At 44.6% G+C, this 26,387-nt stretch carries 17 protein-coding genes; 9 read left to right on the top strand and 8 right to left on the bottom strand.

Annotated features, from left to right (window positions below):
- Nucleotides 1-32 precede the first annotated feature (32 nt).
- The 5 genes from RB622_RS06895 to RB622_RS06875 all read right to left on the bottom strand — a co-directional run bounded on the left by RB622_RS06895 (nucleotide 33) and on the right by RB622_RS06875 (nucleotide 7,019).
- Nucleotides 33-2,453, bottom strand: coding sequence for a TonB-dependent receptor domain-containing protein (locus RB622_RS06895; protein ID WP_308045820.1), 2,421 nt, complete (start codon nucleotides 2,451-2,453; stop codon nucleotides 33-35).
- Nucleotides 2,431-3,780: an HTTM domain-containing protein gene (locus tag RB622_RS06890; protein WP_308045819.1), complete on the bottom strand. Its 1,350-nt coding sequence runs from the start codon at nucleotides 3,778-3,780 to the stop codon at nucleotides 2,431-2,433. Before RB622_RS06890 ends, RB622_RS06895 begins: the two co-directional genes overlap by 23 nt.
- Before the next feature lie 54 nt (nucleotides 3,781-3,834).
- A complete protein-coding gene (locus RB622_RS06885; protein ID WP_308045818.1) occupies nucleotides 3,835-4,983 on the bottom strand; it encodes an imelysin family protein in 1,149 nt (382 codons plus the stop codon).
- Between the two features lie 76 nt (nucleotides 4,984-5,059).
- Nucleotides 5,060-6,241, bottom strand: a complete 1,182-nt coding sequence (locus RB622_RS06880; RefSeq protein ID WP_308045817.1) for a DUF4856 domain-containing protein — start codon at nucleotides 6,239-6,241, stop codon at nucleotides 5,060-5,062.
- A gap of 103 nt (nucleotides 6,242-6,344) precedes the next feature.
- The gene (locus tag RB622_RS06875) at nucleotides 6,345-7,019 is read right to left on the bottom strand and encodes a response regulator transcription factor (RefSeq protein WP_308045816.1); all 675 of its coding nucleotides are present in this window, start codon (nucleotides 7,017-7,019) and stop codon (nucleotides 6,345-6,347) included.
- Between the two features lie 362 nt (nucleotides 7,020-7,381).
- On the opposite strand from RB622_RS06875, the gene RB622_RS06870 reads away from it, so the two are divergent.
- Both RB622_RS06870 and RB622_RS06865 read left to right on the top strand, forming a co-directional pair.
- Complete coding sequence (locus tag RB622_RS06870; RefSeq protein WP_308045815.1) at nucleotides 7,382-8,065, top strand: response regulator transcription factor; 684 nt, start codon at nucleotides 7,382-7,384, stop codon at nucleotides 8,063-8,065.
- A gap of 15 nt (nucleotides 8,066-8,080) precedes the next feature.
- Nucleotides 8,081-9,319, top strand: coding sequence for a HAMP domain-containing sensor histidine kinase (locus RB622_RS06865; protein WP_308045814.1), 1,239 nt, complete (start codon nucleotides 8,081-8,083; stop codon nucleotides 9,317-9,319).
- A 57-nt stretch (nucleotides 9,320-9,376) separates the two neighbouring features.
- Here RB622_RS06865 and RB622_RS06860 read toward each other — a convergent pair whose 3' ends face one another.
- Together RB622_RS06860 and RB622_RS06855 are read right to left on the bottom strand one after the other, a co-directional pair.
- Entirely contained in the window at nucleotides 9,377-11,317 is a 1,941-nt protein-coding gene (locus RB622_RS06860) for a sulfatase-like hydrolase/transferase (protein ID WP_308045813.1), read from the bottom strand.
- 579 nt (nucleotides 11,318-11,896) lie between these two features.
- Nucleotides 11,897-12,598 (bottom strand): FCD domain-containing protein, encoded by a 702-nt coding sequence (locus RB622_RS06855; RefSeq protein ID WP_308045812.1) that lies wholly within the window; start codon nucleotides 12,596-12,598, stop codon nucleotides 11,897-11,899.
- Nucleotides 12,599-12,775: 177 nt separating this feature from the next.
- On the opposite strand from RB622_RS06855, the gene RB622_RS06850 reads away from it, so the two are divergent.
- From RB622_RS06850 to RB622_RS06820, 7 genes are all read left to right on the top strand, one after another.
- Nucleotides 12,776-16,162 carry a SusC/RagA family TonB-linked outer membrane protein gene (locus RB622_RS06850; protein ID WP_308045811.1) on the top strand — a complete coding sequence of 1,129 codons (3,387 nt, stop codon included), beginning with the start codon at nucleotides 12,776-12,778 and terminating at the stop codon, nucleotides 16,160-16,162.
- Nucleotides 16,149-17,753: a RagB/SusD family nutrient uptake outer membrane protein gene (locus RB622_RS06845; RefSeq protein WP_308045810.1), complete on the top strand. Its 1,605-nt coding sequence runs from the start codon at nucleotides 16,149-16,151 to the stop codon at nucleotides 17,751-17,753. The genes RB622_RS06850 and RB622_RS06845 overlap by 14 nt, the downstream gene beginning before the upstream one ends.
- A gap of 82 nt (nucleotides 17,754-17,835) precedes the next feature.
- Nucleotides 17,836-18,777 carry a dihydrodipicolinate synthase family protein gene (locus RB622_RS06840; RefSeq protein WP_308045809.1) on the top strand — a complete coding sequence of 314 codons (942 nt, stop codon included), beginning with the start codon at nucleotides 17,836-17,838 and terminating at the stop codon, nucleotides 18,775-18,777.
- Nucleotides 18,777-21,428, top strand: a complete 2,652-nt coding sequence (locus RB622_RS06835; RefSeq protein ID WP_308045808.1) for a sodium:solute symporter family transporter — start codon at nucleotides 18,777-18,779, stop codon at nucleotides 21,426-21,428. Before RB622_RS06840 ends, RB622_RS06835 begins: the two co-directional genes overlap by 1 nt.
- Nucleotides 21,429-22,916, top strand: coding sequence for a sialate O-acetylesterase (locus RB622_RS06830; protein WP_308045807.1), 1,488 nt, complete (start codon nucleotides 21,429-21,431; stop codon nucleotides 22,914-22,916). It begins immediately after the preceding gene.
- Nucleotides 22,917-22,930: 14 nt separating this feature from the next.
- Nucleotides 22,931-24,157, top strand: coding sequence for an AGE family epimerase/isomerase (locus tag RB622_RS06825; protein ID WP_308045806.1), 1,227 nt, complete (start codon nucleotides 22,931-22,933; stop codon nucleotides 24,155-24,157).
- A gap of 2 nt (nucleotides 24,158-24,159) precedes the next feature.
- Nucleotides 24,160-25,323, top strand: a complete 1,164-nt coding sequence (locus RB622_RS06820; RefSeq protein WP_308045805.1) for a sialidase family protein — start codon at nucleotides 24,160-24,162, stop codon at nucleotides 25,321-25,323.
- Between the two features lie 413 nt (nucleotides 25,324-25,736).
- On the opposite strand, the gene RB622_RS06815 is transcribed toward RB622_RS06820, so the two are convergent.
- Nucleotides 25,737-26,369 carry an ankyrin repeat domain-containing protein gene (locus RB622_RS06815; protein WP_308045804.1) on the bottom strand — a complete coding sequence of 211 codons (633 nt, stop codon included), beginning with the start codon at nucleotides 26,367-26,369 and terminating at the stop codon, nucleotides 25,737-25,739.
- Between the last annotated feature and the right edge of the window lie 18 nt (nucleotides 26,370-26,387).

Raw genomic sequence — 26,387 nt, 5'->3', positions numbered from 1 at the left:
TTGGTATTTTACCCAGATCACTTGCAGGTCATTTAGATTTTCACCTGTAAAGTCAGATAATAACCACGTTCATCGGAAGGCAAAATGCCGGGACCCGGATAGCCCGTGGCCCTTCTGGTATAATACATGGTATTGGCCAGATTGTTGCAGCTTCCCTCGATTCTGAACTTTTTAAATTCATAAGACAAACTGACATCCATGATCGTGTAAGCCGGAATCAAGCCTACAACCGAAGAAATGCCGCCGTCTCTTGCGTTGGTGGCATCAGAAAACTGATCGGTCAAATGTGTAAACTGAAACGATCCTTTTAACTTTTTATAACCGATCCTTACCCCGGTTTTCATATTAACCTTTGGCACGAATTCAACCTGATTACCCTGTACACCCGGCATGATGCTCTTTTTATATTCCGATTTAATAAACGCGAAATTGCCAAACACAACCGTGCTAAAATCCTTGCTTTCAGGAACCAGCAATTTGTAAAAATCAGCCTCTGCATAGGATTCAATACCCATAATCACCGCCTGGCCGACATTGCTGCGCAAACGCAGGATCCTGTTACTTTCATCATAAAACTGAATTTCTCCGATCCGGTTGTTGTAATTAAGATAGAACAAACTCACATCATAATTAAAAGCCGAAGTCTGCTGGCTTCTGACACCCAGATCAATGGAATAGCCTTTTTCGTCCTTCATATCAGGATCAATAACGGATGAAGGGTTCGAGATACGCATGTCGCTAAAAGTAATCGAACGATAATTCTGCGAAACGTTGGCGTATATTTCCGATTTCGCAAAGGGTTTATAACTCACACCGATACCGGCCAGAAGAAACTGACGGTTGTTTTTGCGAAACTCGTCCGTGCGGGTGATGTTGATAACATTTCCGGCAAGATCCCGCTGCACATTGCCATAAAAACCATCCGCCTTGGTGCTGATGAATTCATAACGTAAACCAGGCGTTACGGAAAGTTTGTCATTCAGGTAAAATATATTTTCAGCAAACAGCGAAACATTACGGTTAGGAAAACGGTAATCGTATGTAATAAAACGCGCAGGTTCTACAAAATTAAAATCCGCATCTTTTCCCGTGCTCCCCTGTCCCTGCAAACTATGGTTAAAACCATGATAATATCTGCCGCCCACCAAAAGGACCGACGATTTTTGCGCCAAAGTATAGCGTTTAAGATATCTGGCCTCAGCACCCCAGTTTGTAAATTCACCTTTGATCAGATCACGTGCACTGTTATCATCAATGGTTGCCACCCGGTTGGGTCTGAATCCAACAGAATAACGATGCGCACTTAACCCGAAAAGGCGAACGTTCAGGTCCGAACTCTGATTGAATTTATGGTCAAAATGAACCGCCAACATGTTCCAGCCCACGTCAAACCAGTTCCGTTCACGGTTGGTTTGCTTTGGATTATCGGCAAACATGGCGTCGGAAAGACCGCCGGGCTGTTTGGCCAGGTAGCTCATGCGCGTCACATCAACACCGATGGAAGTCTTTTCTGTAAGGCGATAGTCGACATCAGCATAAAGCGTATAGTTGTTAAAATGTGAGTTGTCCCGCCAGCCGTCGGCTTTTTTATACTGAAAAAAAGTATAATAACTTAGTTTTCCCACGGTGCCGCTCGCGCTGGTAAAAGCATTATAAAAACCAAAAGAACCAACACTTTGTCTGGCAACGAGTTCAAGCTTTCGGTCCTGCACCGGTTTACGCATCACAAAATTGATAAGTCCCCCAAACTGCGTTCCATATTGCAGCGAAGCCGCCCCTCTGACGATCTGAATTTTCCCAACGGCTTCCACCGGAGGCGTGTAATAACTCTCCGGATATCCCAGCGCATCGGCACTGATATCATGACCGTTTTGCCTTACATTAAAATTGGAGGTACGGTTCGGATCCAGTCCGCGGCCGCCGATGCTGAGCTGCAATCCGCCTCCTTCGTTTTCCCATATATTCAGACCGGCCACCCGTGCATAAATTTGTCTGGCGTTATTCGTCGACAAGTTCGCAACAAGCTGATCCGGCGTGATCACTTCGGATTTTTTTCCTTCATAAATCCCCATACTTTCCACTCCGCGCATTCTTGAAAAACCGAAATCTGTTCTCCTTTCCGATACCGTAACCTCATCAAGATCCAGTTCGGTAGATTGCAAAAATATCGTCAGCGATAAATCTTTACCCTTTACCACGACGTTCTGTTTCACAGGTTTGAAATTATTTGCGGATATCTTCAGCGTATGATTTCCTTTCGCAACGGATGTAAAAGAAAATGCGCCATCCTGATCCGTCATCACAGATTGTTTATCGTCAAGAAAAACCTGACAATAATGTAAGGGAATACTGTCCGGCTGAGACCTGACCACACCGCTAATACGTTGTTGGCCAAAAAGACAGGACAGCGAAAAACAAAATAAAATCGTACTAAAAGCCTTTAATTTCATCATTTAATGGGATAATCCAGGGTTTGTTCCGGAAGGAATCAACTTCCCTGGCCAAATCTGTTTTTGGGTTAATCAATGGTTTTCCAAGTCTTCCATTCAGCGCCACGTATGAATCTACGTACACCTGCGGGGATTGAAAACCGTGTCTTGAATAATAATCTTTCAAAATGTGTGCATACTGTAAAATAAAATCCGGCTGCGTAGCCATCATTTTCTCCTGAAGCGTCGTCAGAAAATCCGTGTTATTAACAACCTCCTGTTTCCCGTTTTTATCGATCACAGTAAACTGCGCATAGCCCGCCTTTTCCATCAGCATCACCCGCCATGAAAACCGGTATCCCTGTTCCGTCCAGAAAAGCGCTCCCGGATAAAGCAGATAACGGAAAGGAAACAGCAGCTGAAAAAGAAAAAATACGGCAAAACCGAGAATCAGTAATTTGCCCTTTACGGGTGAAAAAACATAGGCTTTCGGCGCATCCAGGAACGCCGTCGGGAGCTTGAAAAGTGAACGGGCTTTTTCAATAATTTTCCCGTGAAAACCGGGTGAGAAAAAAATCAGCCCCGTCCCGATCATGACGTAGGGAAACATGCCGATCGGAAACAAGATCGCCGTCATTAAATGAAATACGATCACGGTAAAGTATGCGAAAGGTCTGGTTTTACGGTTTAATAATAAAAACACAATACACAAATCATACAAACAACCAAACCAGCTAAAAGCAAAGGGTATCCATTCATAGTTAAAAAGAAAACCGATCACCGGCATATCGTTTCGGGCCGGGAGCCAAATTTTAAGCGGCAGCGCCGAAATCAGCCAATCGCTGTTCAACTTGGCCAGCCCCGCATAAAAGTACAATATGAATACCAAAAGTTTAATCACATCAATGCACCAACGCGGGATATAGCCCGACAAAAGTTTTTTGTCACGATAAGCATCCACTGAAAAATACACATGAGCTGGTAAAAACATCATCATCAGACACAGCAAACTGATGAAATAATAATGATTCAGATACGTGCTTTTGTCGATAAGTTCTATGTAAGTAAAACTCATAAACAAGGTGATCATGGCAGGTCTGTAATAATATCCCACCATGACAAAAATTGCTGAGAGCATACAAACTGCGAAAAGCAGATAAGTATATTGCCCAAGCGGCTTCACGAATTCAAAGCCGAAAAAAGAAAAAAAGTAACGTGGTTTTATGTAAAGCTCATAAATCCAGCCTTTGCTCCAAAAACGTGCAAGACTGATGAATAGCATCAAGCTGAGCATCATTCTGAACACAGCCAGCGGGGCAGCAGACGTCTTTTTTTCTAAATATGCAATCATTATAACGGGTGATCCGGTCGGGCGTACGTTTTCAATTAATCAGACTGACTTCAATTAATCTCCGTCGTTATCGGTATAAGTAATCGTAATACTCATGGCCGATGTCATGTCGACTTTCAGCATCCTTACTGCCTTTTGAAGCTCAGTATACGTGTCCTTCATCGCCTGATTGTTGGTCAGCACTTCCTGATAAAGGTCTGGTTTCAAAGCATCAATTTTGACTTTACCGGCAATAAATTCAGTATTAATGGTCTCGCTTAATGTTTTGCCTGACGCCACGTCCTTTGTGCCCAATGCATCCAGATAAGATTTAAAGGAAGGTCCTTCTGCGCCGGTTTTCACATTTTTTCCATTAAAAAAATCAGATGAAGCCTGATGTGCCGTTTGTGCTAGCGTTTTGGAAATATCTCTTTTATAAAATGCCTCCACTTTATCCGCAGCCACAACGCCGTTCAGCATAGCACCTGACGGAATTCCAAATTTACCGGAACGGATGTAACGCTCATAGTTCAGTATATAACCGTTGACCAGTTCTCCCATGGGCGAGCCGATATCCGTACCTGTTTTGGTTACAAACTCTTCGTGATAAGTACCGTTCCAATCCGCAATGACGCCCGAAACAAGCGCATCCATATGATCGGTGATACGTTTGATGTAAGCCAGTCTTTTGGTGCCTTCGGAAGGTGACGCGTAATAACCAACAATTTCGGTATCGTTACTGCCCACGCCATTCAAAAGATAATCCAATGCCGGAAAACCTTGTTTGTCAAACGATGCTGCCGTTTCCAGGTTGCTCGCAGGATTTTGGATATTGGCTTCAATCCCTTTCACATGGGTTGGGTAGATATTAATATAACTTCTGATCGCACGTTTTGCGCCCGGGCCAACATCAAAAAGTTCAACTTTCTGCCATTCCACGTAAGCATCGGCCCAGGCCTGACGAAACGCCGTAAGGGAAGCTGCATCCGGCTTGGCCGCGAAAGCAATACTCTTGGCTATCATGGCATCCTGTTTTACCTTGTAGTTGGCATACGAAGGAACGATGATATTATCCGCCCAGTGGGTTAAAACGGCCTTACGATTTTTGCCCTGGTCAACGGGCTCCGGATTCGGGTTTTTGTTATCACTGCTTCCAGAACAGGCATAAATCAGCATGGCAACTAGCAATACTAACCCGGCTTGTGTCCATTTAAAGTTTTTCATATCAATAATAAATAGGGAAAGGATTGCCGGCAAAATGCGGGCAATCCTTTAAATAAAAGGTATTAATTACTTGCTATTACAGCTTAAATTTCGCTTTGATCGCGTCAGATGCAGCTGCAACTTTTGCAGGCGTTAAATCCCACACGCCGTTTGGTGATCCAACCAATGCTACTAAAATATCATCTGAAAATTTAGCCGTTCCACCGTTAACCGTTGCAAAGCGAAGGGAATAAATAAATCCAAGTCCCTCGCCCATTGCGTGTACACGGGCAGCGTCTGTGGTAGCCTTATTGTATTTATCCAAATAGCCGACAGCCGCAGCTGCAATGGCTTTTTCAATTTCCGCTTTGATAAAATCGGCCTGCGCTTTTAATTCGGTTTTGTCGTTATTGGCAATCGCCGCACGACCTTTCAAAAAGGCAGGGTAGATTTTTGCATACGCACCTTTGTTATACTCCCAAACATAGGATCCCAATGCAAATTCAGTTGTACCTCTTTTCTCATCCGTCGAACCGATAAGATATACTGGGTTCAGCGTTAACAATCCATATGCCTCGTCCCAATTTTGTTCCAGCTGCGTATACGTTTTACCAGTTACAATAGTTTTGTTGTCAGCATCCAAACCTTTGGACAAAAGTACGTTACCAATGTAATCATACTGCAAAGCACCAATGAGTGATTTTTGAATGATCTGGATTGGCTCAATCCCTTGTTTATTAACAAGATAAGTTCCAATTTTCCCAGCCTTGCCCGCCGCTCCTATTTCCGCAACAGACTTACTGACTTCCGCAACTTCCGTAAAAAGTCCTTCAAATCTTACTCTTACTGCTTCCGCATCGGCAGCAGGCCATGAGGACGCAACCACGTTACGAAGCTGTACACCGGATGCATTCAATTTTGTTGAATCTGCAAAGGCGTTGCCTGTATTGCCAAACATATTTTTCAAAACAACGGCATCAACGGTTTTATTGGCTGCAATCGCAGCACTGATGTTTACATTCAGTGCCTGAAACATCCTATAACGGTTATTTCCGTTCGCCAGATCCACTGTCGATTTATTGCTTTTATCAACAAAGGGCGTTGTATAAGGAGTCGTAGCAGTTAATGTAGCGTAGTCGATTTTCGTACGTAACGGCGTTTCTACAACCGGTGGTACCACAACAGGAGGCGTCACGTCATCGTCGTCGCTGCATGACGACATTCCGGCCACAGCAAGGGCAATAAAAGCGTAGCGTAATTTGTTGGAAATTTTAAGCATTTTGCTAGGATTGATTTGATTAAATTGTATTAACTATTGCGTTGAAAATTCATTATTAATTGGACTTATTACAAACAGATTTACAAAAAAAAGCAATTTTTCTTTACTCCTCCCATTTATATCCAATACCATAAACCGTCTTTAGGTACATGGTGCATCCGGCGTCACTCATCTTCTTTTTCAGGTTTTTGATATGTGCATAAATAATGTCCGCATTACTTTTAAATTCGTGTAACTGGCCGGATAAAAACGTAATCAGGTTATCCTTTTTAATAACACTGTTCTTATGGTCCAGAAAATACAGAAGCAGTTCCAGTTCCTTTTTAGTCAGGTTTATTGGCGCGCCATTGACGGTCACCATTTTCGCCTGCATATCCACTTTGATCTCTTTGTAAACCAGGATATCCCTGTTATAAACCGCAGTTCTCCGACATAAAGCCAGAATCCTCACAGCCAGTTCAGAAGGCTCAAATGGCCTTGCCAGATAATCATCTGCACCGGTATTTAATGCATTGATCTTTTCCCGAAACGAATCCTTTCCGGAGGTAACAATCAAGCCGACATGCTTGCTGATTGTCCGAAGCTCTTCAATGAACCCTGTGTTAAAATCGCCCAGCGTCGAGGTGTCAAGCACTACGCAGTCGTATCCACCGCCTTTCAGATTATGTTTTAATGCATCCAAGGTTCGTACAAAATCGTATTGATAGCCCAGACCGGATAAATTTCCGGCAATGCTATCAGCTACTTCCTTCGAACACTCCATAATCAGAATTTTCATGCTGCGAATTAAAAAATGAATTCTGAATTTTTTCTAAACTATACTAATTCCAAATAAGATTAAATGTCCCTATTTGAAAATATAGCAAGAGAAAAAAACCGTAACGTATTGTAAATTAACAAATAAAACAACAAAAATACGGCCTTTTAATATTTAAAATTTATTTAGATTCATTAAACTTTCGGCCAAGTTCAATTATTTTCCTTCCTTTGAGAATTGATTCTCTCATTTCGCTTTATATTTTTAAGCGCGTATTAAATACCCGGGAGTTTCTAAGTTAAAAACGGTTCAATATTTGTAAATCCCAATTTGCCTGACCAATCAGACGAAAAGATAACAAGCTGAAGTTAGAAGCGTACTTTATGAAATTACTACTGATTGAAGATGAACCCCTGCTGCTTGACGAAATGGAGGGCTATTTAACGGAGCAGGGCTACCGTTGCGAAAAAGCTTCCAATTTTCAGGAAGGACAGGAAAAACTGCATCTCTATCAATACGATATTATTGTGCTGGATATCACGCTGCCTGGTGGCAGTGGTTTATCCTTGCTTGAAACTATAAAAACTGAGAATAAAAATCCGGGGGTGCTGATTGTATCGGCCAAAAACTCCCTGCACGATAAAATCAGCGGGCTTGAGCTGGGTGCCGATGATTACATCACCAAACCCTTTCACATGGAAGAGCTCAACGCACGGATCTTCGCCCTGTTGAGACGCCGGTCTTTTGACGGGGAAAATGAAATAAAGGTGGACAAACTGGTGATCAATATGGCTTTTAAAACAGTCTGTTTTAATGACGAGCCCGTAGGGCTGACCAAAAAAGAGTACGAGCTTCTTTTGTATTTTGTGATTAACAAGAACCGTGTCGTGAGCAGGCAATCCATCGCCGAACATCTGTGGGGCGACCATTACGACCTGGCCGATAACTACGACACGGTGTATGTCCACATCAACACCCTTCGTAAAAAACTGGCTGCCTACACCGTCAATGATTATATAAAAACGGTTCACGGTATGGGTTACAAATGGAAATATGAATCGTTTTAAAATACAAAACGCCGGATGAAACTACTATACAAAACAACCCGGGACTATCTGATCGCGTCAGTATCCATACTTATTTTCACGGGCGTCGCCCTTTTTATGATCCTGCAAAAGGCCGTTGGTGACGAAATGAACGAACAGCTGGAACTACAGGCCGATGAAATTTTCGCCAACGCCCGTGCCGGTAATTTTATGGATGCTCCCTTAATCAGAATTGTGAAGGTATCCACGCAGACAACACCCGGCATAACCTTTGGAGATTCCTTGCTTTATGACCATATACAGAAGGAATTCGAGGGATATCATTACATCCGTGAAACCCAAAAGATCGGACCGGATCATTACCAGGCCATCGTTATGACATCCCACATCGGCTGGGACCAGTACTATCTTACAATCCTTTACATTTTTCTCCTGACAGCGGTTTTACTGACCGGATCGGGTGTACTGATTAACTATTATTCCAACAAAAAAATCTGGACTCCTTTTTTTAAAAACCTCAAAAATGTCCGGAATTTTTCGGTAAGCTCTCCTACCGAACTGCAACTGTATGAATCCAGTATTAACGAATTCAAAGAGCTGAATGATACGCTGGAAGACCTTACCAAAAGGAGCCGGAAAGAATATCTGGCGTTACGGGAGTTTACCGAAAATGCTTCACATGAGATCCAAACGCCATTAAGTATCATTCAGTCCAAACTGGACCGCATGAGTCAGCTCGAAATCAGTGAACAGATGGCGGGCTACATCGTTCAGGCAAAATCCGGTGTCGACCGGCTTGCGAAGATGAATAAAAGTCTTTTACTGCTGGCCAAACTGGACAACAATATCTTTGTGGATAAACAGGAGATTCAGGTGCATGAAATTCTGGAATTCCAGGTCAGGAACATGGAAGATCTATTTCACAATAAAAAGATCGTTTTAACGGAACAGATAAAAACGGCCATTGCCACTTCTGACAAATATCTCGCGGAAACGCTGATTTATAACCTGCTGTCCAATGCACTGCGGTATACACCTGTGCATGGTGAGGTCAAAATCAACCTGAAAAATCAAAGTCTGTCCATTGCCAATACCGGTGTGGCACCTGATTTTCCTTCCGAGCAGATCTTTGAGCGATTTACGAAAAGCCAGTTGCACGTCACTTCCACCGGTCTTGGACTGGCTATCGCCAAAGAAATTTGCCTGATGAACCAATGGGAACTCAGCTATCAGTTTCAGGAAGGCTGGCACACCTTCCTTGTTAAATTTGCATGATAAGCCGCTCTTCCGTTTTCATTTATCCTATGCGCGTATCAGATCCGAATGCCTCCCCTATTTCATCATCTTGTTTTTAAACTGATAACTCGCCGTTTGATACCAAGAAATGGCTTCATTGGCCAACGATTTATTCAGATCCGTTTCCCTGGCGCTTCCATCTTTAAAATTGGGTACAAATGCGTTGGCGATCCGCTGAGGCTTTAAGATGATCAGCGTATCTTTTCTAATGTAACCCAAACTTTGATAGGTGCTGATAAAAGCGCGCTCACGGCCGCTTTCAAGTTTAAAGATATCATAGCCAAAAAACTTGCTGGTATAAGAGAAATTCAGAAGACCCAGGACTGTCGGGCCCAGATCGATCTGGCTCATCAGTCTTTCCATTTTGGCAGGCGCGATGTTCCCTGGTGAATAAATCAAAAGCGGAATCAGGTATTTATTCACCGGCAAATCGGCCTTTCCCGCACTTGACGCACAGTGGTCGGCCACAATGACGAACAGCGTATTCTTAAACCAGGGCTTTTTGCTGGCTTCTTTGATAAACTTGCCGATTGCATAGTCGGTGTATTTAACTGCCCCTTCACGGCTGGTGTGCGACGGGATGTCAATTCTCCCATCAGGATAAGTAAACGGGCGGTGATTGGAAGTCGTCATGACATGCGCAAAAACCGGCTTTCCTGATTTTATTGTCGATTCAATTTCTTTTGTCGCCAGCGTAAATAGATTTTCATCCGCTACACCCCAAATATTCTCGTAAGCAATGTCCTTTTTAGCGATTTTCTTACGGTCTACCACCTGATAATTGTTATGATCGAAGAAATAACCCATGTTATCGAAATAGCCATATCCGCCGTAGATGAATTTGCTCTGATATCCTTTTTCTTCAAAAACCCTTCCCATTGAAAACAATCCTTCATTTTTTGGCCTCCTGACAATGGATTGTCCGGGTGTCGGCGGTGTTCCGATCGACAACGCTTCCAGCCCGCGTACCGTACGTGTGCCGGTCGCATATAAATTCGTAAACAACAGACTGTGCCCTGCGAGTGAATCCAGATTCGGGGTTATTTTCTGTGTATTTCCAAAACTGCCCAGAAAATCTGCGCTTAAACTTTCTACACTAATCAGCACAACGTTCATCTTTTTTTCCTTGCCGGGATTCATAATTTTCCTCTCAATGCTAAAAGGGTCATTATTAACAAACTGGCTTTCAGGCGTTTTAATTTGCTCACGAATCATCTTAAATGCCTCTGCATTAGGAATTTTCTGATAAAACTGGGCATAGTCAAGTTCGTTATTCAGGTAGGCTGCAAAAAGCTCATACAAGCCGTTTCCAGCCAGTTCGTTTACGTAAGTATTTTCAGAAAACTGTTTAAACTTGTTATCAACGAGATAATAAAAGACTACCAGAACAGAGACATATCCTGCCATCCACAACGAACGGTATTTGAACGGAAGCGAATAACCCGTCGCGTTTTTTATCACCGGCCTTAAAAAATAAATGGCTGCAATCGTTGTCAAAAACAGCATGCCTACGATAATTTCAACCGGATAAGACTGACGGATGTTACCAATCACCTCATGGGTATACACCAGATAATCGACAGCAATAAAATTGAAACGGGAACTGAATTCATCCCAGAAAAACCATTCGGATACGATATTGAACAATAAGCCGAATGTGAAAAAGAAAAAGATGCCATAAAGCACGAAACGGTGCCAGCGTTTGTTCATAATCCTGCCCGGCAGAAGCCAGATGTAAAGCATCAATGGCAAAATAAAATAGGCTGCGTTAATCAAATCGTAGCATAATCCGATCCCGAAAATCCCAAGCAGATTAAGGATGGTGAAGTCAACCGTCGCGGCTGATTTAAATAATAATGCAATTCTGGTGAAAAACGACAGACCGATAACGATTGTTATCATCAGGCCTGCTAGTTGAAAGGAATTTGTTTGTTTCTTGGTTGGTTTTATAACCGGCGCTTCAAGGGTACTGATCATTGTTAGGTTCTGTTGCGTGCCCTTTGCCGGCACAGGCTTAAAATGTAAATTATTTCTTCAAATTATTATATTTTATCAATAAACGGCCGAAGATAGCCTATTCCTTTTATTTCCCCAATTCTACCGCCGCGTCTCTCATAAGACTTTCCCAAAACAACAAACCTGTTGTACCCTCCCACAATCTACGCTGCACGAACAGGCTATGCTGTACAAACAAAACTAAAATCAGGTTCTGAATTTTTTCTGAATTTGCCTCAGTGTCAGCCCTTTTTGTTCTGTCCACTATATACGATTATGATGATGGCAAGGTTATTGACCCAATATCTTATCGCTCGGATTCGTTTCCTGCCCGGATTATCAAAATGCAAAACCATATAACCCAACCCAAATTAAAAAGTGATTAATTTTTTAATTTAGTAGTTACAATCCATATCAATTCAGGGCGTAATACTTTAAGACACACAATTTCTCTGAAACCACGCTGCATTTTTTGCAGCGTGGTTTCAGAGAAACCGGAAAAACTTCTTCCGGCATACTTAATATAGATAAGACCGGTAAAATCCGGTCTCCAGTCACAGTTTATTCGAATAATCTCGCAAAATGATTTTCAAGGTGGTTCCTCATGCCATTGCGTAGTTTTTCGGAATCACCATGTTCGATAATTTCAACGAGGCCCTGATGTGAAACGTAAGGCCTGCCCGCCGGCATTTTTCGCAACAATCCACTTTTGTGAACGTAATCAAAAACAGGAAGCAGAAGCTTCTGAAATTTTTTCATCGTTTCATTTCTTGTGATGTCGTACAACTTGCCGTGAAACGCGATTTCGTGTTCAATTTGAAACAACATCTTGTCTGACATCGACGGCTCATTCTTCACCAGCAGCTTCAAAGCCTTGATATCGTCCGGCGTCACACGTTCCATAATAAAGTCGGCCATCCCGATTTCCAGGGAAAGTCTCATCTCGAATATTTCTTTTAACGTTTCATCCTGCAATATTTTGGGGTTCATACTTTTTTCAAGTATCGAAACCAGGTCAGGACTCGTGATAATGGCTCCACGATGTTTTTTTGATTCTACAAGGCCCATCAATCTCAGACGAAGCATCGCTTCCCGGACAACGGTACGGCTCACACCCAGCAGCTGCACCAGTTCGAGTTCCTTAGGAATCGAGTCCCCTACTTTAAAATCTTTTTCTATAAATAGCGCAATGAGATTACTCTCGACTCTGTCGACCAGCGAGCTCGTATCAATTGACTTAATATTTTGAAATATGTCCTCCATTTATTCTTTTAGCGTATTATGTATGACAAATTTGGTCAATTTCTTTTTATAATCAAGTTCAAAATCCATTAGATCCAAAATTTTCCAAAAATAAATATTGCAAGATGCTTGCAATTAATAGCACAATTCTCCTACCTTTATTATGTCATACATAATACATTTATAACCTACACTTTTATGCTCTTACTTATTACGCGTTTAAAACTGTTGCTGAGCGTCGCCGGAATTTTGCTGGTGACGCTTTTGCACGCACAATCCGGAAAAACAATCAGCGGAAAAGTTATCTCTGATGACGACAAAGCACCTTTACCCAATGTCACTGTCCTGATAAAGGGGAAAAACATAGCCACAGAAACCTCTTTGGAAGGCATTTACACGATATCCGCGGCAAGCGGTGACGTGATTCAGTTCCGGATGATGGGTTATGTAATCCAGGAAGTAACGGCAGGAACTTCGTCCAACCTCGATATTTACCTTAAACCGGAAGTGTCAGCGCTAAATGAAGTCGTTGTTACTGGTTATGGATCCAGCAGCAGAACAAAAATCACTTCTTCTATTGCAAAACTGGACTCGAGAATGCTTGAAACAGGGATGCGCTCAAACCCGGCCCAGGCCCTTGCAGGTACCATAGCCGGTTTGCGGGTAGCCACTGGAACGGGGCGGCCTGGCTCGCTGCCAACGATTATCCTGCGTGGCGGTACCAATTTCGACGGTAGCGGCAGTCCGCTAATTGTGGTCGACGGGCAGGTAAGAGGCTCATTGAGTGATATTAACCCGGACGATATTGAAAGCATGGAAGTGCTAAAAGACGCTTCTGCAACGGCAATTTACGGAGCACGCGCCAGCAACGGGGTTATTCTGATCACTTCAAAGAGAGGAAAAGCAGGTTCATCTTCCATTACACTCAAGACGAAAACAGGTATCAATTTTTTAAATATCCCATACAATTTTGTCGGTGCGGAAGATTATATTCACTGGACCAGGCTGGGCGTTGTGGAAGCCATAAAAAACGGGGTGGCCACCTCCTCGCTCTTAAGCGGCGTGGGTCCAAGAGGCACGGGAAACCTGTATAAAGATGCAGACGGAAAGATTCTTGACGGAAACTACGATTCGCGTGCGATATGGAGCACCATGCGGCTGACCGATCAAAACCGCGAGCTTTTATCTGCCAATGATGGCTGGAAAGTCATGAAAGATCCTGTTAAAACAAATGCCGCAGGCGCCTACGATCCCAACGGCACCAATGCGGACCTGATCTACAAAGATTTTAATTATGGCGACTACGCATTCCGCTCGCCTGCTATCTCGCAGGATTATAACATCGGCATGAACGGTGGCAATGAAAAGGGTGGTTATTATGCCAATTTGGGTTATTACAATGAAGATGGCCTTTCACTGGGAACATTTTACAAACGTTTGACTTTCACTTTGAATGGTGATTATAGAATTAAGAGCTGGCTCAAATCCGAAAGCAGCCTTGCTTTTGCCCGGGGAAACTGGCGTGATCAATCCCTGCAAAACGGTGAAGCCAATTACTGGGGCCGGATGCTGTCTGCTCCGCCGACCATGCGCGGAACCAATACCAACGGAGAGCTTATTTTGGGAAGGGATGCCAGTGACGGAAACCCTGCCATCAATATTGATAAATACAAAAGAAATAACCAGTCTGATAAATTTACCCTGGGCCAGTCCTTCAAGGTTGACCTGACCAAAGACCTGTTTTTCAAAATCGGTGGTATTTTAATGTACGATGAATCTACGGCTGAATCTTTAAACAAGGACTTCAGGATCGGGATCATGAGCCCGACCAACCCCAATACGGGCTGGAACCGCGACCGGGCTAGTTCATCGGGTTTTGAACGCACCATCAGACAAACTTACAATGCCATCCTGAACTACAAAACCGGGTTCCTGGGAAAAAACAACCTCGACGCGATGGCTGGTTTCGAATATTATGATGAGTACACCAAAGGATTTTCGGCTGCCGGAAAACTGGCTCCCACAGACGATTTTCAGGATTTATCGCTGACAACCAGCGACGCCAACACCCGGACCATCGACTCATACCACAACCGCGAAAGAATCATCTCCGCATTTGGAAGGCTCAATTATGATTACGACGGAAAATACCTGGCCTCCTTTACGGTAAGAAGAGACGGCTACTCCAGACTGATCGGCAACAACCAGTTCGGTACTTTCCCCGCGTTTTCGGCAGGATGGCTAATACATAAAGAGAGCTTTATGGTGCCTACGGAAAGATGGCTTTCCTTTTTGAAATTACGGGCCAGTTATGGTAAAAACGGAAACATCGGCATTGGTACCAACAATGGCATTGGTGTTTACGAATTGCAGGGATCTTATGGCTCACAAACGGCATACAATGGCACGATCGGCTTTCTGCAAACCGGTATCGCAAACCCTAACCTGAAATGGGAAAAAAGCAATACCGTGGAAGGCGGCATGGAAATGGGTTTTTTCGGCAACCGGCTAACAACCAATATAGCCGTTTACAACCGGATCACGACAGATAAAATTGCCAGTGTGATTCTGCCGACGTCTGCGGGTATTTCCAGTGTACGTACCAACAACGGCAGCATGCGCAACCGTGGGGTGGAATTGGAAGCCATTTTCAAAGCCGTTCAGAAAAAGGATTTTGCAATTCAGGTCGGTGCTAATGCCGCATGGAATAAAAACAGGGTAATCAAACTTCCTTTCAATGGAAATGAGAACAACAGGCAAGGCGGGCAGCGTGTTTATGACCCGTCTTCGGGAAAGGTTATTTGGGCCGGGGGCTTACAGGAAGGACAGGAATTCGGGCAGATTTATGGTTATGTGAGTGAAGGAATAATCAGAACCGGCGAAGACCTTGCCAAATACAATAAAATTGACATCGCCGCCGGTGAAGTACAGTACGGTGCATCGGCTGGAAAACGCGTGGCAAGCGCGGCATTGATCGCTTCAAAAGGCTTAAACAAAACGACTTATATTTCCACCCAGCTAGGCGATATGATGTGGAAAGATCTGGATCAGAATGACACGATCGACACACGTGACATGGTATCTCTGGGACGTTCCATTCCACGCTGGACGGGTGGTTTCAATACCACAGTGCGTTGGAAAAACCTGTCTCTTTTTGCCCGAATGGATTTTGCGCTGGGACATAAGCAAATGGATTTTCAGCAAATGTGGTCGCTGGGAAGTTTCCAGGGGGAATTTAACGTCACCGATGCCGTAAAAGATACCTGGACACCTGCAAACCCCAATGCAAAATATCCACGTTATACATGGGCGGATCAGCTGAATGCCAAAAACTTTGACCGGCCAAGCAGTATGTTCTGGGTAAATTCCTCCTACCTGGCTTTCAGAGAAGTTTCACTGAGCTACACCGTACCGTCTTCCTTGCTTCAAAAGGCAAAAATCGCGGGACTTACCTTTACTGTAACGGGACAGAATCTGGGCTACATTACCAATAAAATGCTGAGCCTACCGGAGCGCACGGGTTCCCAAAACAGCGCATACACGATTCCTACTACCCTAATTATTGGAGCAAATGTCACATTCTAATATGAAAACCGCGATGAAAAAGATCAAATATTATATATACTGTCTGTTGCTGGGTTTGATGGCAGCTTCCTGCCAGAAAACATTGGACCTAACACCGGAGGACTACTTCGGAGACGGAAATTTCTGGCAAAATGACGCGCAGGTGAGCAATTTCATGGTAGGCCTTCACAAGCAGTTCAGAGATAACCAATTTCAGTTTGTGCGTCTCGGAGAAATGCGCTCCGGTATTTACAGCAACGTAGACAGACAGGCAACATCACTCAACGAGCTGCCGGTTATCGAGCAGCGCCTGGAAGAAACTTCGTCGGGTGTGAACAGCTGGGCTGGTTTTTACGGGCCTATTCTTCAGATCAATCTTTTTATTCAAAAGGTAGAAGCAATTGGTTTCCTGGCTGAAACCAAAAAGAACTATCTGCTCGGACAGGCCTATGCCATGCGTGCCTATTATTATTTTCATCTGCTTCGTACATACGGCGGCGTGCCGCTTGTATTGCAGGCCGACGTGTTAAACGGAACAACAGACGCCGTACTCCTGCGAAAAGAGCGGGCTACTGAGGAAGCCGTGCTGGCGGCGATCAAGGCAGATGTCAATAAATCGATCAGCCTTTTTGGCTCCCAGGCTGGTGCAGCCGATAAAAGTCAATGGTCGCCTAAGGCTGCGTATATGCTAAAAGGTGAAGTATTTTTATGGTCTGCCAAAGTGTACAACCAGACGGCAGATCTTGCAGAAGCAAAAACCGCTTTGACCTCGGCAGCCGGAAATACGCTTTTGCCTAATTTCGCCAATGTGTTTGCCTACACGCAAAAGAACAACAGTGAGATTATTTTTACGATACGCTACAGAGTCGGCGAGGCAGAAATGGGTAGCGTGGCCGCTTACACCTATTCGACCTTCAATTTTAACGGACTCCATTACAAGGACTCGACGGCATCGGCCGGTGTGGGAAACTTTTTAGTTGATCCGCTTCTTTTGGCTGCCACCAATTCGCAGCAGGTCATTCAACGTTACGCTTATACTTTCGAACTTTTTCAGTCATTTGACATAACGGATACGCGAAGAAATGCAACTTTCTACGACTATTACAAGGTCAATACGGCAGTCAGCCCTTATGTTGCTACAATTAAAAATACGGTGCTGGTTAAATTCCTGGGTACCATTGACGCCAACAAGCGATATTTCTCTGACGACTGGCCCGTGTACCGGGAAGCCGACAGGCTTTTAATGCTGGCTGAAATTGTAAACGCCGAAGGCAACGATCCTACCGCCTATATCCAGCCAGTCCGTGACCGCGCCTTTGGTCCCGGGAAGGATCCGAAACCGTTCGTAAACGGGACCAAAGATGCCAACGAGCTTGCCATTTTCACTGAACGCACCAAAGAATTTGTACACGAAGGAAAACGCTGGTATGACCTGCGAAGGATGAAATATGCCACAACGCCCCTTGTATTTAAAAGCACAAATCATCCGTATGGTGTGTTGGACAAAGCCTCACAAGGATACAGAATCTTATGGCCAATTGAAACCGGTATCTGGACGAATGATCCGTTGGTAAAACAAACACCGGGATACAGTACGGCCAAGCCAAACTAAGTATGCAATCGCCCTTGCCGGGCTCGGCAAGGGCACAAAATCCTACAAAAAAATTCATTTTCAAACATTTAATACTACCCCCATGAAACCAAAATTAACAGGACTTATCGCTGCTCCCTTCACGCCAATGTATAACGACGGCCGTGTAAACACCGACCTGATACCGGCTTACTACCAATTTTTAAAGCAAAATCAGATCACCGGGGCATTTATATGCGGCTCCACAGGAGAAGGTGTTTCAATGAGCGTTGCAGAAAAAAAGCAGGTCGCTGAGGCCTGGGCCAAGTGCACAAAATCTGACCCCGATTTCAAGGTAATGACACTTTTGGGAGGTACCTGTATCGCCGACTGTATCGAACTCGCCAAACATGCGCAGCAAATCGGGCTCTATGCGGTTTCTTTCACGAGCCCTTTTTATTTCAAACCTGCCAATGTGGAAATGCTCGCACGTTCCATTGTCGCCATTGCGGAAACGGTTCCGGGGATGCCGTTTTACTATTATCATATCCCGGTCTTAACCGGTCTAGGATTTCCGATGTTTGACCTTTTGCAAACACTCGATGGCCGTTTGGATAACTTTGCCGGGATCAAATATACACATGAGGATTTCATGGATTTTCAGTCTTGTCTCAACTACAAAAACGGAGCCTATGATATGCTCTGGGGACGGGATGAAAATATGCTCTCAGCTTTGGCCGTCGGGGCGAAAGGTGCCGTGGGAAGTACATTCAATTACGCCGCCCCGTTATATCATGATCTGATCGACGCTTTCAATAACAACGACATGGAAAATGCCGGCCGGTTGCAGCAAAAATCAATCGACATGATAAGGTTGTTGGGGAAATACGGTGGAATTTCGGTTGGCAAGGCGTATATGAAAGTGACCGGCCTGGACTGCGGGGAATTCAGATTGCCCGTAAGAAATATGAGCGCCGCACAATTTGAAGACTTTAAATCTGACGTTTCCCAACTGGATTTTGATACCTTTAAATCCAGCTTGTTAACAGTAAATAATTCACTGTAATGCGGATAAACACCACCATTCCCTGTCTCGTATTTTGCATACATTTTATGTTGTTAACACCTCTATTGGCCCAGGAGCAAAAGGCAAATGAAATCATATGGTCTGAACTGACCAGATTGCCTGCGCCAGACAAAAACCAGACACAATTAGGCGTTGCAGGAGCCTTCACCGGTATCAGCAATGGTCTTTTATTGATTGCAGGGGGTGCAAACTTTCCGGACGGTATGCCCTGGCAAGGTGGTAAAAAAACGTATCGGGACGATATTTATGCGTTGAAAAAACAAGGCAATCAGTATAGCTGGATTACGACTAAACGATCAGGATTCCCCCAGAAAATCGCATACGGATCCAGTACAACCACAGCCATGGGTATCGTATGTGCCGGAGGAGAAACGTCTTCGGGTGTAAGCAAAGAGGTATTTTTAGTGAACTGGGACGCATCCAAAAATGATGTTGTTTTCAAATCACTGCCAGATCTGCCCCTTCCGGTTGCCAATGCCGGCATGACCACTATTGGCAATACCGTTTATCTTGCAGGCGGCGAAACGGGTACAGGAGTCTCAAATGGCTTTTTCACGCTGGATTTATCGTCGACGAACACCGGGTGGCAGCAATTACCGGCCCTCCCCGTCGCGCTTTCTCACGCTGTCGTCGTATCTCAAAACAATGGCAAGTATACAAACATCTATGTACTGGGCGGAAGAAGCAGTACAGCGTCCGGAATCAGCGATCTACATAGTACGGTTTTTTGTTTTGACCCGTTGGTAAAAAGCTGGAAAAAAGTCAAAGATATTGGTGACAGAAAAACGGTTACCACTTTATCTGCCGGCACCGGTATAGCGAACGGAGCCTCCTATATTCTTTTAATCGGCGGAGATAAAGGTAACGTTTTTAACCAGATTGAAACCTACAACGCCCGGATCGCCAAAGCGGAAACGAAAGAAGAAAAGCAGAAACTGCAATCCGAAAAAGTTTCCCTGCTCACATCCCATCAGGGTTTTAGCAAAGACGTCTACCTGTACAACACCGTGACCGATGCATGGGCAAGAATTGGTGCATTACCCGGATTCAGTCAGGTCACGACGACGGCGGTTAAATGGGATAACGAGATTTTCATTCCAAGTGGGGAGATCAAACCGGGAACCAGAACACCTGTGATCACCAAAGGTACCATTCAGCATAAAGCATTTTTTTCCTGGATCGACTCGCTCGTTTTATTTGTGTGTTTTCTGATGATGACTGCTGGCCGCTTTCTTTTTACAAACAAAACCAACAATACCGACGACTATTTCAAAGGGGGTGAACGTATTCCCCAATGGGCGGCAGGTATCAGCATTTTCGGCGCCAAACTGAGTGCGATAACCTTCATGGGCATCCCCGCAAAAACCTACGCAACCGACTGGACCTACTTTTTCCTGCTGATGACGATCATCATGGTGATGCCGCTGGTGGCCAGCTATTTCATCCCGTTTTACCGCAGGCTGAATGTAACTTCTGCTTACGAATATCTGGGAAAACGTTTTCATTATGGCTGCCGGGTCATGGCCTCTTCACTCTATGTATTGCTTCAGATAGGCCGGATGGGCATCGTTGTGCTGCTGCCCAGCATCGCGCTGACGCTGGTGACAGGAATCGACGTCAATATCTGCATCATCCTGATCGGCGTGATCAGTATTTTTTTCACCGTAAAAGGAGGAATAGAAGCTGTGATCTGGGTGGAAGTCATCCAGGTTTTGATCCTGGCAATCGGTGCATTGTTTTGTCTGTTTTATCTTCCGTTCCATATCAATGACTGGCATGGCGGCATCAAAGCACTTGATAATGCTCAAAAACTAAAAGTGTTTGATTTTCGTCTGGATTTTTCAGAACCTACTTTCTGGGTCGTTATTATTGGCGGGATGGCCATCAATCTGCTGACCTACGGAACAGATCAAACCACCGTTCAGCGCTATCTGACAACAAAATCGGAAACAGAATCCGTTAAAAGCCTTAAACTGGGAGCCTGGCTTACCTTGCCTTCCACACTGGTTTTCTTTTCAATCGGGACGCTGCTTTTTCTGTTTTTTAGAGAACAACCACAGCAGGTAAATATGGCCCTGGAGAATCAGGACAATATCTTTCCCTGGTACATTGTCAGTCAGCTTCCCGCGGGACTATCGGGCCTGTTGATTGCCGGTATTTTCGCCGCGGCCATGAGCAGTACCGAAGCCAGCATGAACTCCACAGCAACGCTGCTGACCACTGATTTTTACCAAAAACTCAGACCCAACGTTACACCAAACCAAACACTTTTTTTCGCAAGAGCCACGACCCTGCTTCTTGGCATTTTTGTCACCTGCATTGCGTTGTACATGGCACATAAGGGCGTTTCTTCGCTTTGGGATAAGTTCAATACCATTCTTGGCCTGTTTACCGGCTGCATTGGCGGTGCTTTTATTCTCGGTATTTTCACAAAAAAGGCAAACGGCAACGGCGTAATGATTGGTATGGCGGTGAGCTGCATCACACAGATTCTGATACAGCAATACAGTGATATTCATTTGCTCATGTATGCCTTTACAGGCCTGATCAGCTGTGTATTTTTTGGTTATCTGTTCAGCCTGCTCATGCCAAAGCAGCAGGATCTTTCGGGTTTAACGATGGAAGGTTAAATGAAAACAAACCTGTTAATTTGTCTCTTCGTTTTGGCATGTTTCGGTTTTGGACATGCACAGGATGATCAAAAACTGCGGGTGGCCGGAGTTTTTACGGATCACATGGTCTTTCAAAGAAATATGCCGCTGCGCATGTATGGTACCGCTGCCAGCGACGAGCACATTACGGTTCACTTTTCCGGCCATGAACAAAAAACAATCGTTACGCCGGAAGGTAAATGGGAAGTTGTCTTCATGCCCATGCAACACGGCGGGCCTTATGAAATATCTGTGGAAACATCGCAAGAGAAAATAGTAATCAAAGACATTCTTGTTGGCGATGTATGGATTTGTGCGGGGCAGTCGAACATGGATTTCCAATTGAAAAATGCAGAAACCGGTTCCAGGGAACTCGCAGGCAAAATCTCAAACCCTAATATCCGTTTCCTAAAAATGAACACACTGGCAGAAACCGGTAATTTCCCCTGGGATACTGTGACGCTTGAAAAAACAAATCAGCTGCAATTTTTCTCAGGCAGCTGGCAGCGCTGTGATCGGCAAAATGCCGGTTCCTTTTCCGCCGTGGGTTATTATTTTGGAAAAACCATCGCAGCCAGCGAGCATGTTCCGATAGGATTAATTCAGGTTTCCGTTGGCGGATCACCGACGGAGTCCTGGATCGACAAACAAAGTTTGCAACAGGACAGTTTATTAGTTCCTATGCTTGACAACTGGCAAAGTTCAGATATGGTGATGCCCTGGTGTCGCGAGCGTGCCGCAATGAACGTAAAAAATGCAAAATCAGCCGGACAGCGGCATCCTTATGAACCAGGTTACAATTTTCAGGCTGGTATAAGCCGTTTCGTCCGGTTCCCCGTCAAAGGCGTCATCTGGTATCAGGGGGAAAGTAATGCCCATAACATCAGTCTGCATGTGCACCTTTTTGAAAAGCTGGTCAAAAGCTGGAGAGAAAAATGGGGATATAAATTTCCGTTTTACTACGTGCAGCTATCAGGTATTGACAGGCCATCGTGGCCGGATTTCAGGGATTCTCAGCGCAAAATGCTGGCCAGAATTCCCAACAGCGGCATGGCTGTCAGTTATGATCTGGGGGATTCTTTAAATGTACACCCTTTGAAAAAACAGGAAATCGGTGAGCGGCTTGCTCGGCTGGCACTTTACAATACCTATAAAAAGAAAGTGGTACCCAACGGTCCTGTGCTTAGATCTGTTCAGAAAAAAGGGAATAAAATTCTCATCGACTTTTCATCCGCTGGCCACCTTTCAACGAAAGCGCATGCACCTTTAACTGGATTTGAATTGATAACCGATGATGGCAAACGACTGACAGCCAACGCCATTATTCTAAACAACCGGGTACATATTACGATTCCTGCCGGTGAAAAAATAAAATCGGTTTGCTATGCTTATCAGCCCTTTACCCGGGCAAACCTGATCAATGATGCCGGCCTGCCCGCATCTACTTTTATTGTTCCAATTCCCTAAAACGAACCAAAAAAATGACCTATACTGAAACTGACCTGGATAATCTCAGGAAATTTTACAACAACCAACTGTTAAATGACACCCTGCCATTCTGGTTTCCAAGATCCCTCGATGCGCAACACGGAGGTTATCTTTTGATGCGCGACCAGGATGGCACACTGCTTGACGACGATAAAGCCGTCTGGATTCAGGGCAGGGCCGCCTGGCTTTTATCGACCTTGTACAACACCGTCGAACCAAAACAAGAATGGCTGGACGGTGCAAAATCAGGTATTGATTTTCTAAACAAACATTGTTTCGATACCGATGGACGCATGTTTTTCCATGTCACCAGAGACGGCAGACCAATCCGGAAAAGAAGATATTTTTTCTCAGAAACTTTCGCCGTCATTGCCAACGCCGCCTATGCAAAGGCGAGCGGAGATGAGGCCGCCGCCGAAAAAGCCAGATATCTTTTTGGTAAATGTATCGAATATGCCACGACGCCCGGACTCCTGGAACCCAAATTCACTTCTACAAGACCGACGAAAGGAATCGGGGTTCCGATGATCCTGATGAACACCGCACAGCAGCTTCGCGAAACCATTGGCGACCCGCGCTGCGATGCGTGGATCGATCTGTATATTCAAGAAATAGAAACCGATTTTGTCAAGGACGATATTGCCTGCGTCATGGAACAGGTTGCGCCCGATGGCAGTATTATCGACCACATTGACGGACGCACCCTAAATCCTGGACATGCCATAGAAGGCGCCTGGTTTATTTTGCACGAAGCAAAACATCGAAACAATGACCCGTATTTGATTAAGCTGGGTTGTAAAATGCTGGATTATATGTGGGAAAGAGGCTGGGACAAGGAACATGGAGGCATTTATTATTTCAAGGATGTTTATGGAAAACCGGTTCAGGAATACTGGCACGATATGAAATTCTGGTGGCCGCATAACGAGGTAATTATTGCTACTTTACTGGCTTACACGCTGACCGGCAATGAAAAATATGCGGGATGGCATAAGCTCGTCCATGATTATGCTTACAGCCATTTTCATGACAGGGAAAATAAAGAATGGTTTGGCTATTTGCACCGGGACGGCACCGTGGCACAAACCGCAAAAGGCAATCTTTTCAAAGGGCCCTTTCATTTACCGCGTCAGGAATGGTACTGTGCCCAGCTTTTAAAAAATACAACAGGAAATAATTTGGTTTCGGGCCTTTATGAAATAACCGATAACAATATCTGACTATGAAAATTTCGAACATTCTATTGACCAGCGTTTTTGCACTTTTCCATCACCTGACTACCGCCCAAACTCCGGTTTTCGTATCCGGATCAGATGGCTACAAGTCGTTCCGTATACCGGCTATCGTTCGATCGCCAAACGGAGAATTACTCGCTTTTGCAGAAGGAAGGGTTGGCGGCAGCGGCGACTTTGGCGATATTGATATCGTTTTAAAACGAAGCAGGGATAACGGTAAAACCTGGTCTGCAATTGAAGTGGTGGCAGATTACGGCAAACTTCAGGCGGGAAATCCTGCACCGGTTGTGGATTTAACCGATCCCGAATTTCCGAAAGGCAAATTGTTTTTGTTTTACAATACCGGAAACAACCATGAAGGAGAAGTTAGAAAAGGAAATGGTTTAAGAGAAGTTTGGTTCAAAACTTCGGTCGATTCCGGTATCAGCTGGTCTGCGCCGGTAAATATTACAACCCAGGTGCACAAACCCAAACAGCCCGGTATTAATCCTGCCTATAATTTCTCTGAAGACTGGCGAAGCTATGCCATCACGCCCGGCCACGCCATGCAATTTACCGGAGGCAAATTCAAAGGCCGGATATACATTCCTGCCAATCACACTGCCGGTCCTCCCAAACCGCATTTCACCGATTATCAGGCGCATGGATTTTACACGGACGATCATGGAAAAACCTTTAAACTAAGCGAAAACATTTCATTTGAAGGATCAAATGAGTCGACCGCAGCAGAAATATCCGGCGGCCGGTTGATGTTTAATTCCCGTAATCAAAAGGGGGATGTAAAAGCCAGGATTGTTGCCATCAGCAGCGACGGCGGCGCTCATTGGGACTCGACTTTCTTCGACCATAACCTGCCTGACCCTGTTTGCGAAGGGAGTATTTTAACGATCGGAAAATATAAGAACAAAAACGTGCTGGCTTTTTCCAACGCCGCCGACACCGTGCAACGTGATAATCTTACCTTGAAAATCAGTTTTGACGACGGCAAAACCTGGGAAAAGCAATACCTGATTGATAAAGGTCCTGATGGTAAAAAAGACTTCACCGCCTATTCAGACCTGGTGCAGACGGCAAAAAATGCGGTGGGTGTTCTGTATGAACGCAACGGTTATAAGGAGATCGTTTTTAAAACCATGGACTGGAAAAAATAAGGTATTTACAGGAATTCCCTTTCGTGTCGTTATAAAACGGTTCAGGAAATCGCTGATTTCCTGGACCGTTTTCTTTTTCGTAAGTCACCCGATCTTCCAAACTACGCTTTCGTTACCCTACCCGAAGATTTTTTAACCTTTCATTAACTTAATTGGTTTCATCAATCACCACGAAACCTTCCTACGGAACGAAAATCACATCGATCTATCCCTGCTACCAACGAAATGTCCCGAGGGGACAATGATACAAGGATGTTTAGACGTTTTTGTTCTAGTTGGTATTTTTGTTCCAATCGGAACATTTCGTCGGTAGCAGGGATATTGAAATTGCAACATATCGTTCCTTGGGTTCCCTAAATCATTGTGGTTCAAATTGACGGACATCAGTAGTCGGTCCGCTATTGATAATATGCTCAACGCAACTGTGCTTTCAATTCCAAATCGTTATCATCAAGCAAATCGAAAACAGTTTCCCCTCCGCCATTTGGAATATTTTTATCCGCACCGGCTGCTATCAACAGTCTGACACATGCCACGTAATTTGACAATTTATCCCTCCCGCCGCTCTTCAGACCATGAATCGCCCAGAAAAGCGGTGTGGCTTTAAAATCAGCACATAACCTATTAATTTCCGCCCCTTCCTGTATAAGTCTCGCGACAACTTTATCCCGGCCGCACCATGCTGCCCAGTGTAACGCCGTCCCCCCGTGACAGCCCGAATGATTAATCTCCGCACCTTTTTCTATGTAAAAAATCGCAACCTGATCGGCATGCAGGCTCGAGGCGGCGATCAACGGCGTATCCTGTTTATCTTTTATTTTTCCACCGTTTATATCCGCGCCATATTCCAAAAATAGCTTTGCCATTTCCACCGCCTCTTCATCCGAATATATTCCAGAAAATACGCCGTCACAGATCCTGTGCAACGGATGCGCCTTCGCGGTGTTTACTTCATCATACGGAATACCCTCATTAGCCAGATCGGGATTCTGGGAAAGCGCTTTTTTGATACCGTCATAATCTTTGTTATGGATGAGCTCTCTCATTTTATTTTACAGTTTTTG

The organism is Dyadobacter sp. LHD-138 (assembly GCF_030929615.1).
Lineage (GTDB): Bacteria > Bacteroidota > Bacteroidia > Cytophagales > Spirosomataceae > Dyadobacter.
Note: the sequence above shows the minus strand (reverse complement) of the source record. Positions and strands in the feature narration are given on the sequence as shown.

What these genes read in the sequence shown, in the direction of transcription:
- RB622_RS06895 (WP_308045820.1), bottom strand. Translation starts at nt 2,453, where the DNA reads ATGATGAAATTAAAGGCTTTTAGTACGATTTTATTTTGTTTTTCGCTG.
- RB622_RS06890 (WP_308045819.1), bottom strand. Translation starts at nt 3,780, where the DNA reads ATGATTGCATATTTAGAAAAAAAGACGTCTGCTGCCCCGCTGGCTGTG.
- RB622_RS06885 (WP_308045818.1), bottom strand. Translation starts at nt 4,983, where the DNA reads ATGAAAAACTTTAAATGGACACAAGCCGGGTTAGTATTGCTAGTTGCC.
- RB622_RS06880 (WP_308045817.1), bottom strand. Translation starts at nt 6,241, where the DNA reads ATGCTTAAAATTTCCAACAAATTACGCTACGCTTTTATTGCCCTTGCT.
- RB622_RS06875 (WP_308045816.1), bottom strand. Translation starts at nt 7,019, where the DNA reads ATGAAAATTCTGATTATGGAGTGTTCGAAGGAAGTAGCTGATAGCATT.
- RB622_RS06870 (WP_308045815.1), top strand. Translation starts at nt 7,382, where the DNA reads ATGAAATTACTACTGATTGAAGATGAACCCCTGCTGCTTGACGAAATG.
- RB622_RS06865 (WP_308045814.1), top strand. Translation starts at nt 8,081, where the DNA reads ATGAAACTACTATACAAAACAACCCGGGACTATCTGATCGCGTCAGTA.
- RB622_RS06860 (WP_308045813.1), bottom strand. Translation starts at nt 11,317, where the DNA reads ATGATCAGTACCCTTGAAGCGCCGGTTATAAAACCAACCAAGAAACAA.
- RB622_RS06855 (WP_308045812.1), bottom strand. Translation starts at nt 12,598, where the DNA reads ATGGAGGACATATTTCAAAATATTAAGTCAATTGATACGAGCTCGCTG.
- RB622_RS06850 (WP_308045811.1), top strand. Translation starts at nt 12,776, where the DNA reads ATGCTCTTACTTATTACGCGTTTAAAACTGTTGCTGAGCGTCGCCGGA.
- RB622_RS06845 (WP_308045810.1), top strand. Translation starts at nt 16,149, where the DNA reads ATGTCACATTCTAATATGAAAACCGCGATGAAAAAGATCAAATATTAT.
- RB622_RS06840 (WP_308045809.1), top strand. Translation starts at nt 17,836, where the DNA reads ATGAAACCAAAATTAACAGGACTTATCGCTGCTCCCTTCACGCCAATG.
- RB622_RS06835 (WP_308045808.1), top strand. Translation starts at nt 18,777, where the DNA reads ATGCGGATAAACACCACCATTCCCTGTCTCGTATTTTGCATACATTTT.
- RB622_RS06830 (WP_308045807.1), top strand. Translation starts at nt 21,429, where the DNA reads ATGAAAACAAACCTGTTAATTTGTCTCTTCGTTTTGGCATGTTTCGGT.
- RB622_RS06825 (WP_308045806.1), top strand. Translation starts at nt 22,931, where the DNA reads ATGACCTATACTGAAACTGACCTGGATAATCTCAGGAAATTTTACAAC.
- RB622_RS06820 (WP_308045805.1), top strand. Translation starts at nt 24,160, where the DNA reads ATGAAAATTTCGAACATTCTATTGACCAGCGTTTTTGCACTTTTCCAT.
- RB622_RS06815 (WP_308045804.1), bottom strand. Translation starts at nt 26,369, where the DNA reads ATGAGAGAGCTCATCCATAACAAAGATTATGACGGTATCAAAAAAGCG.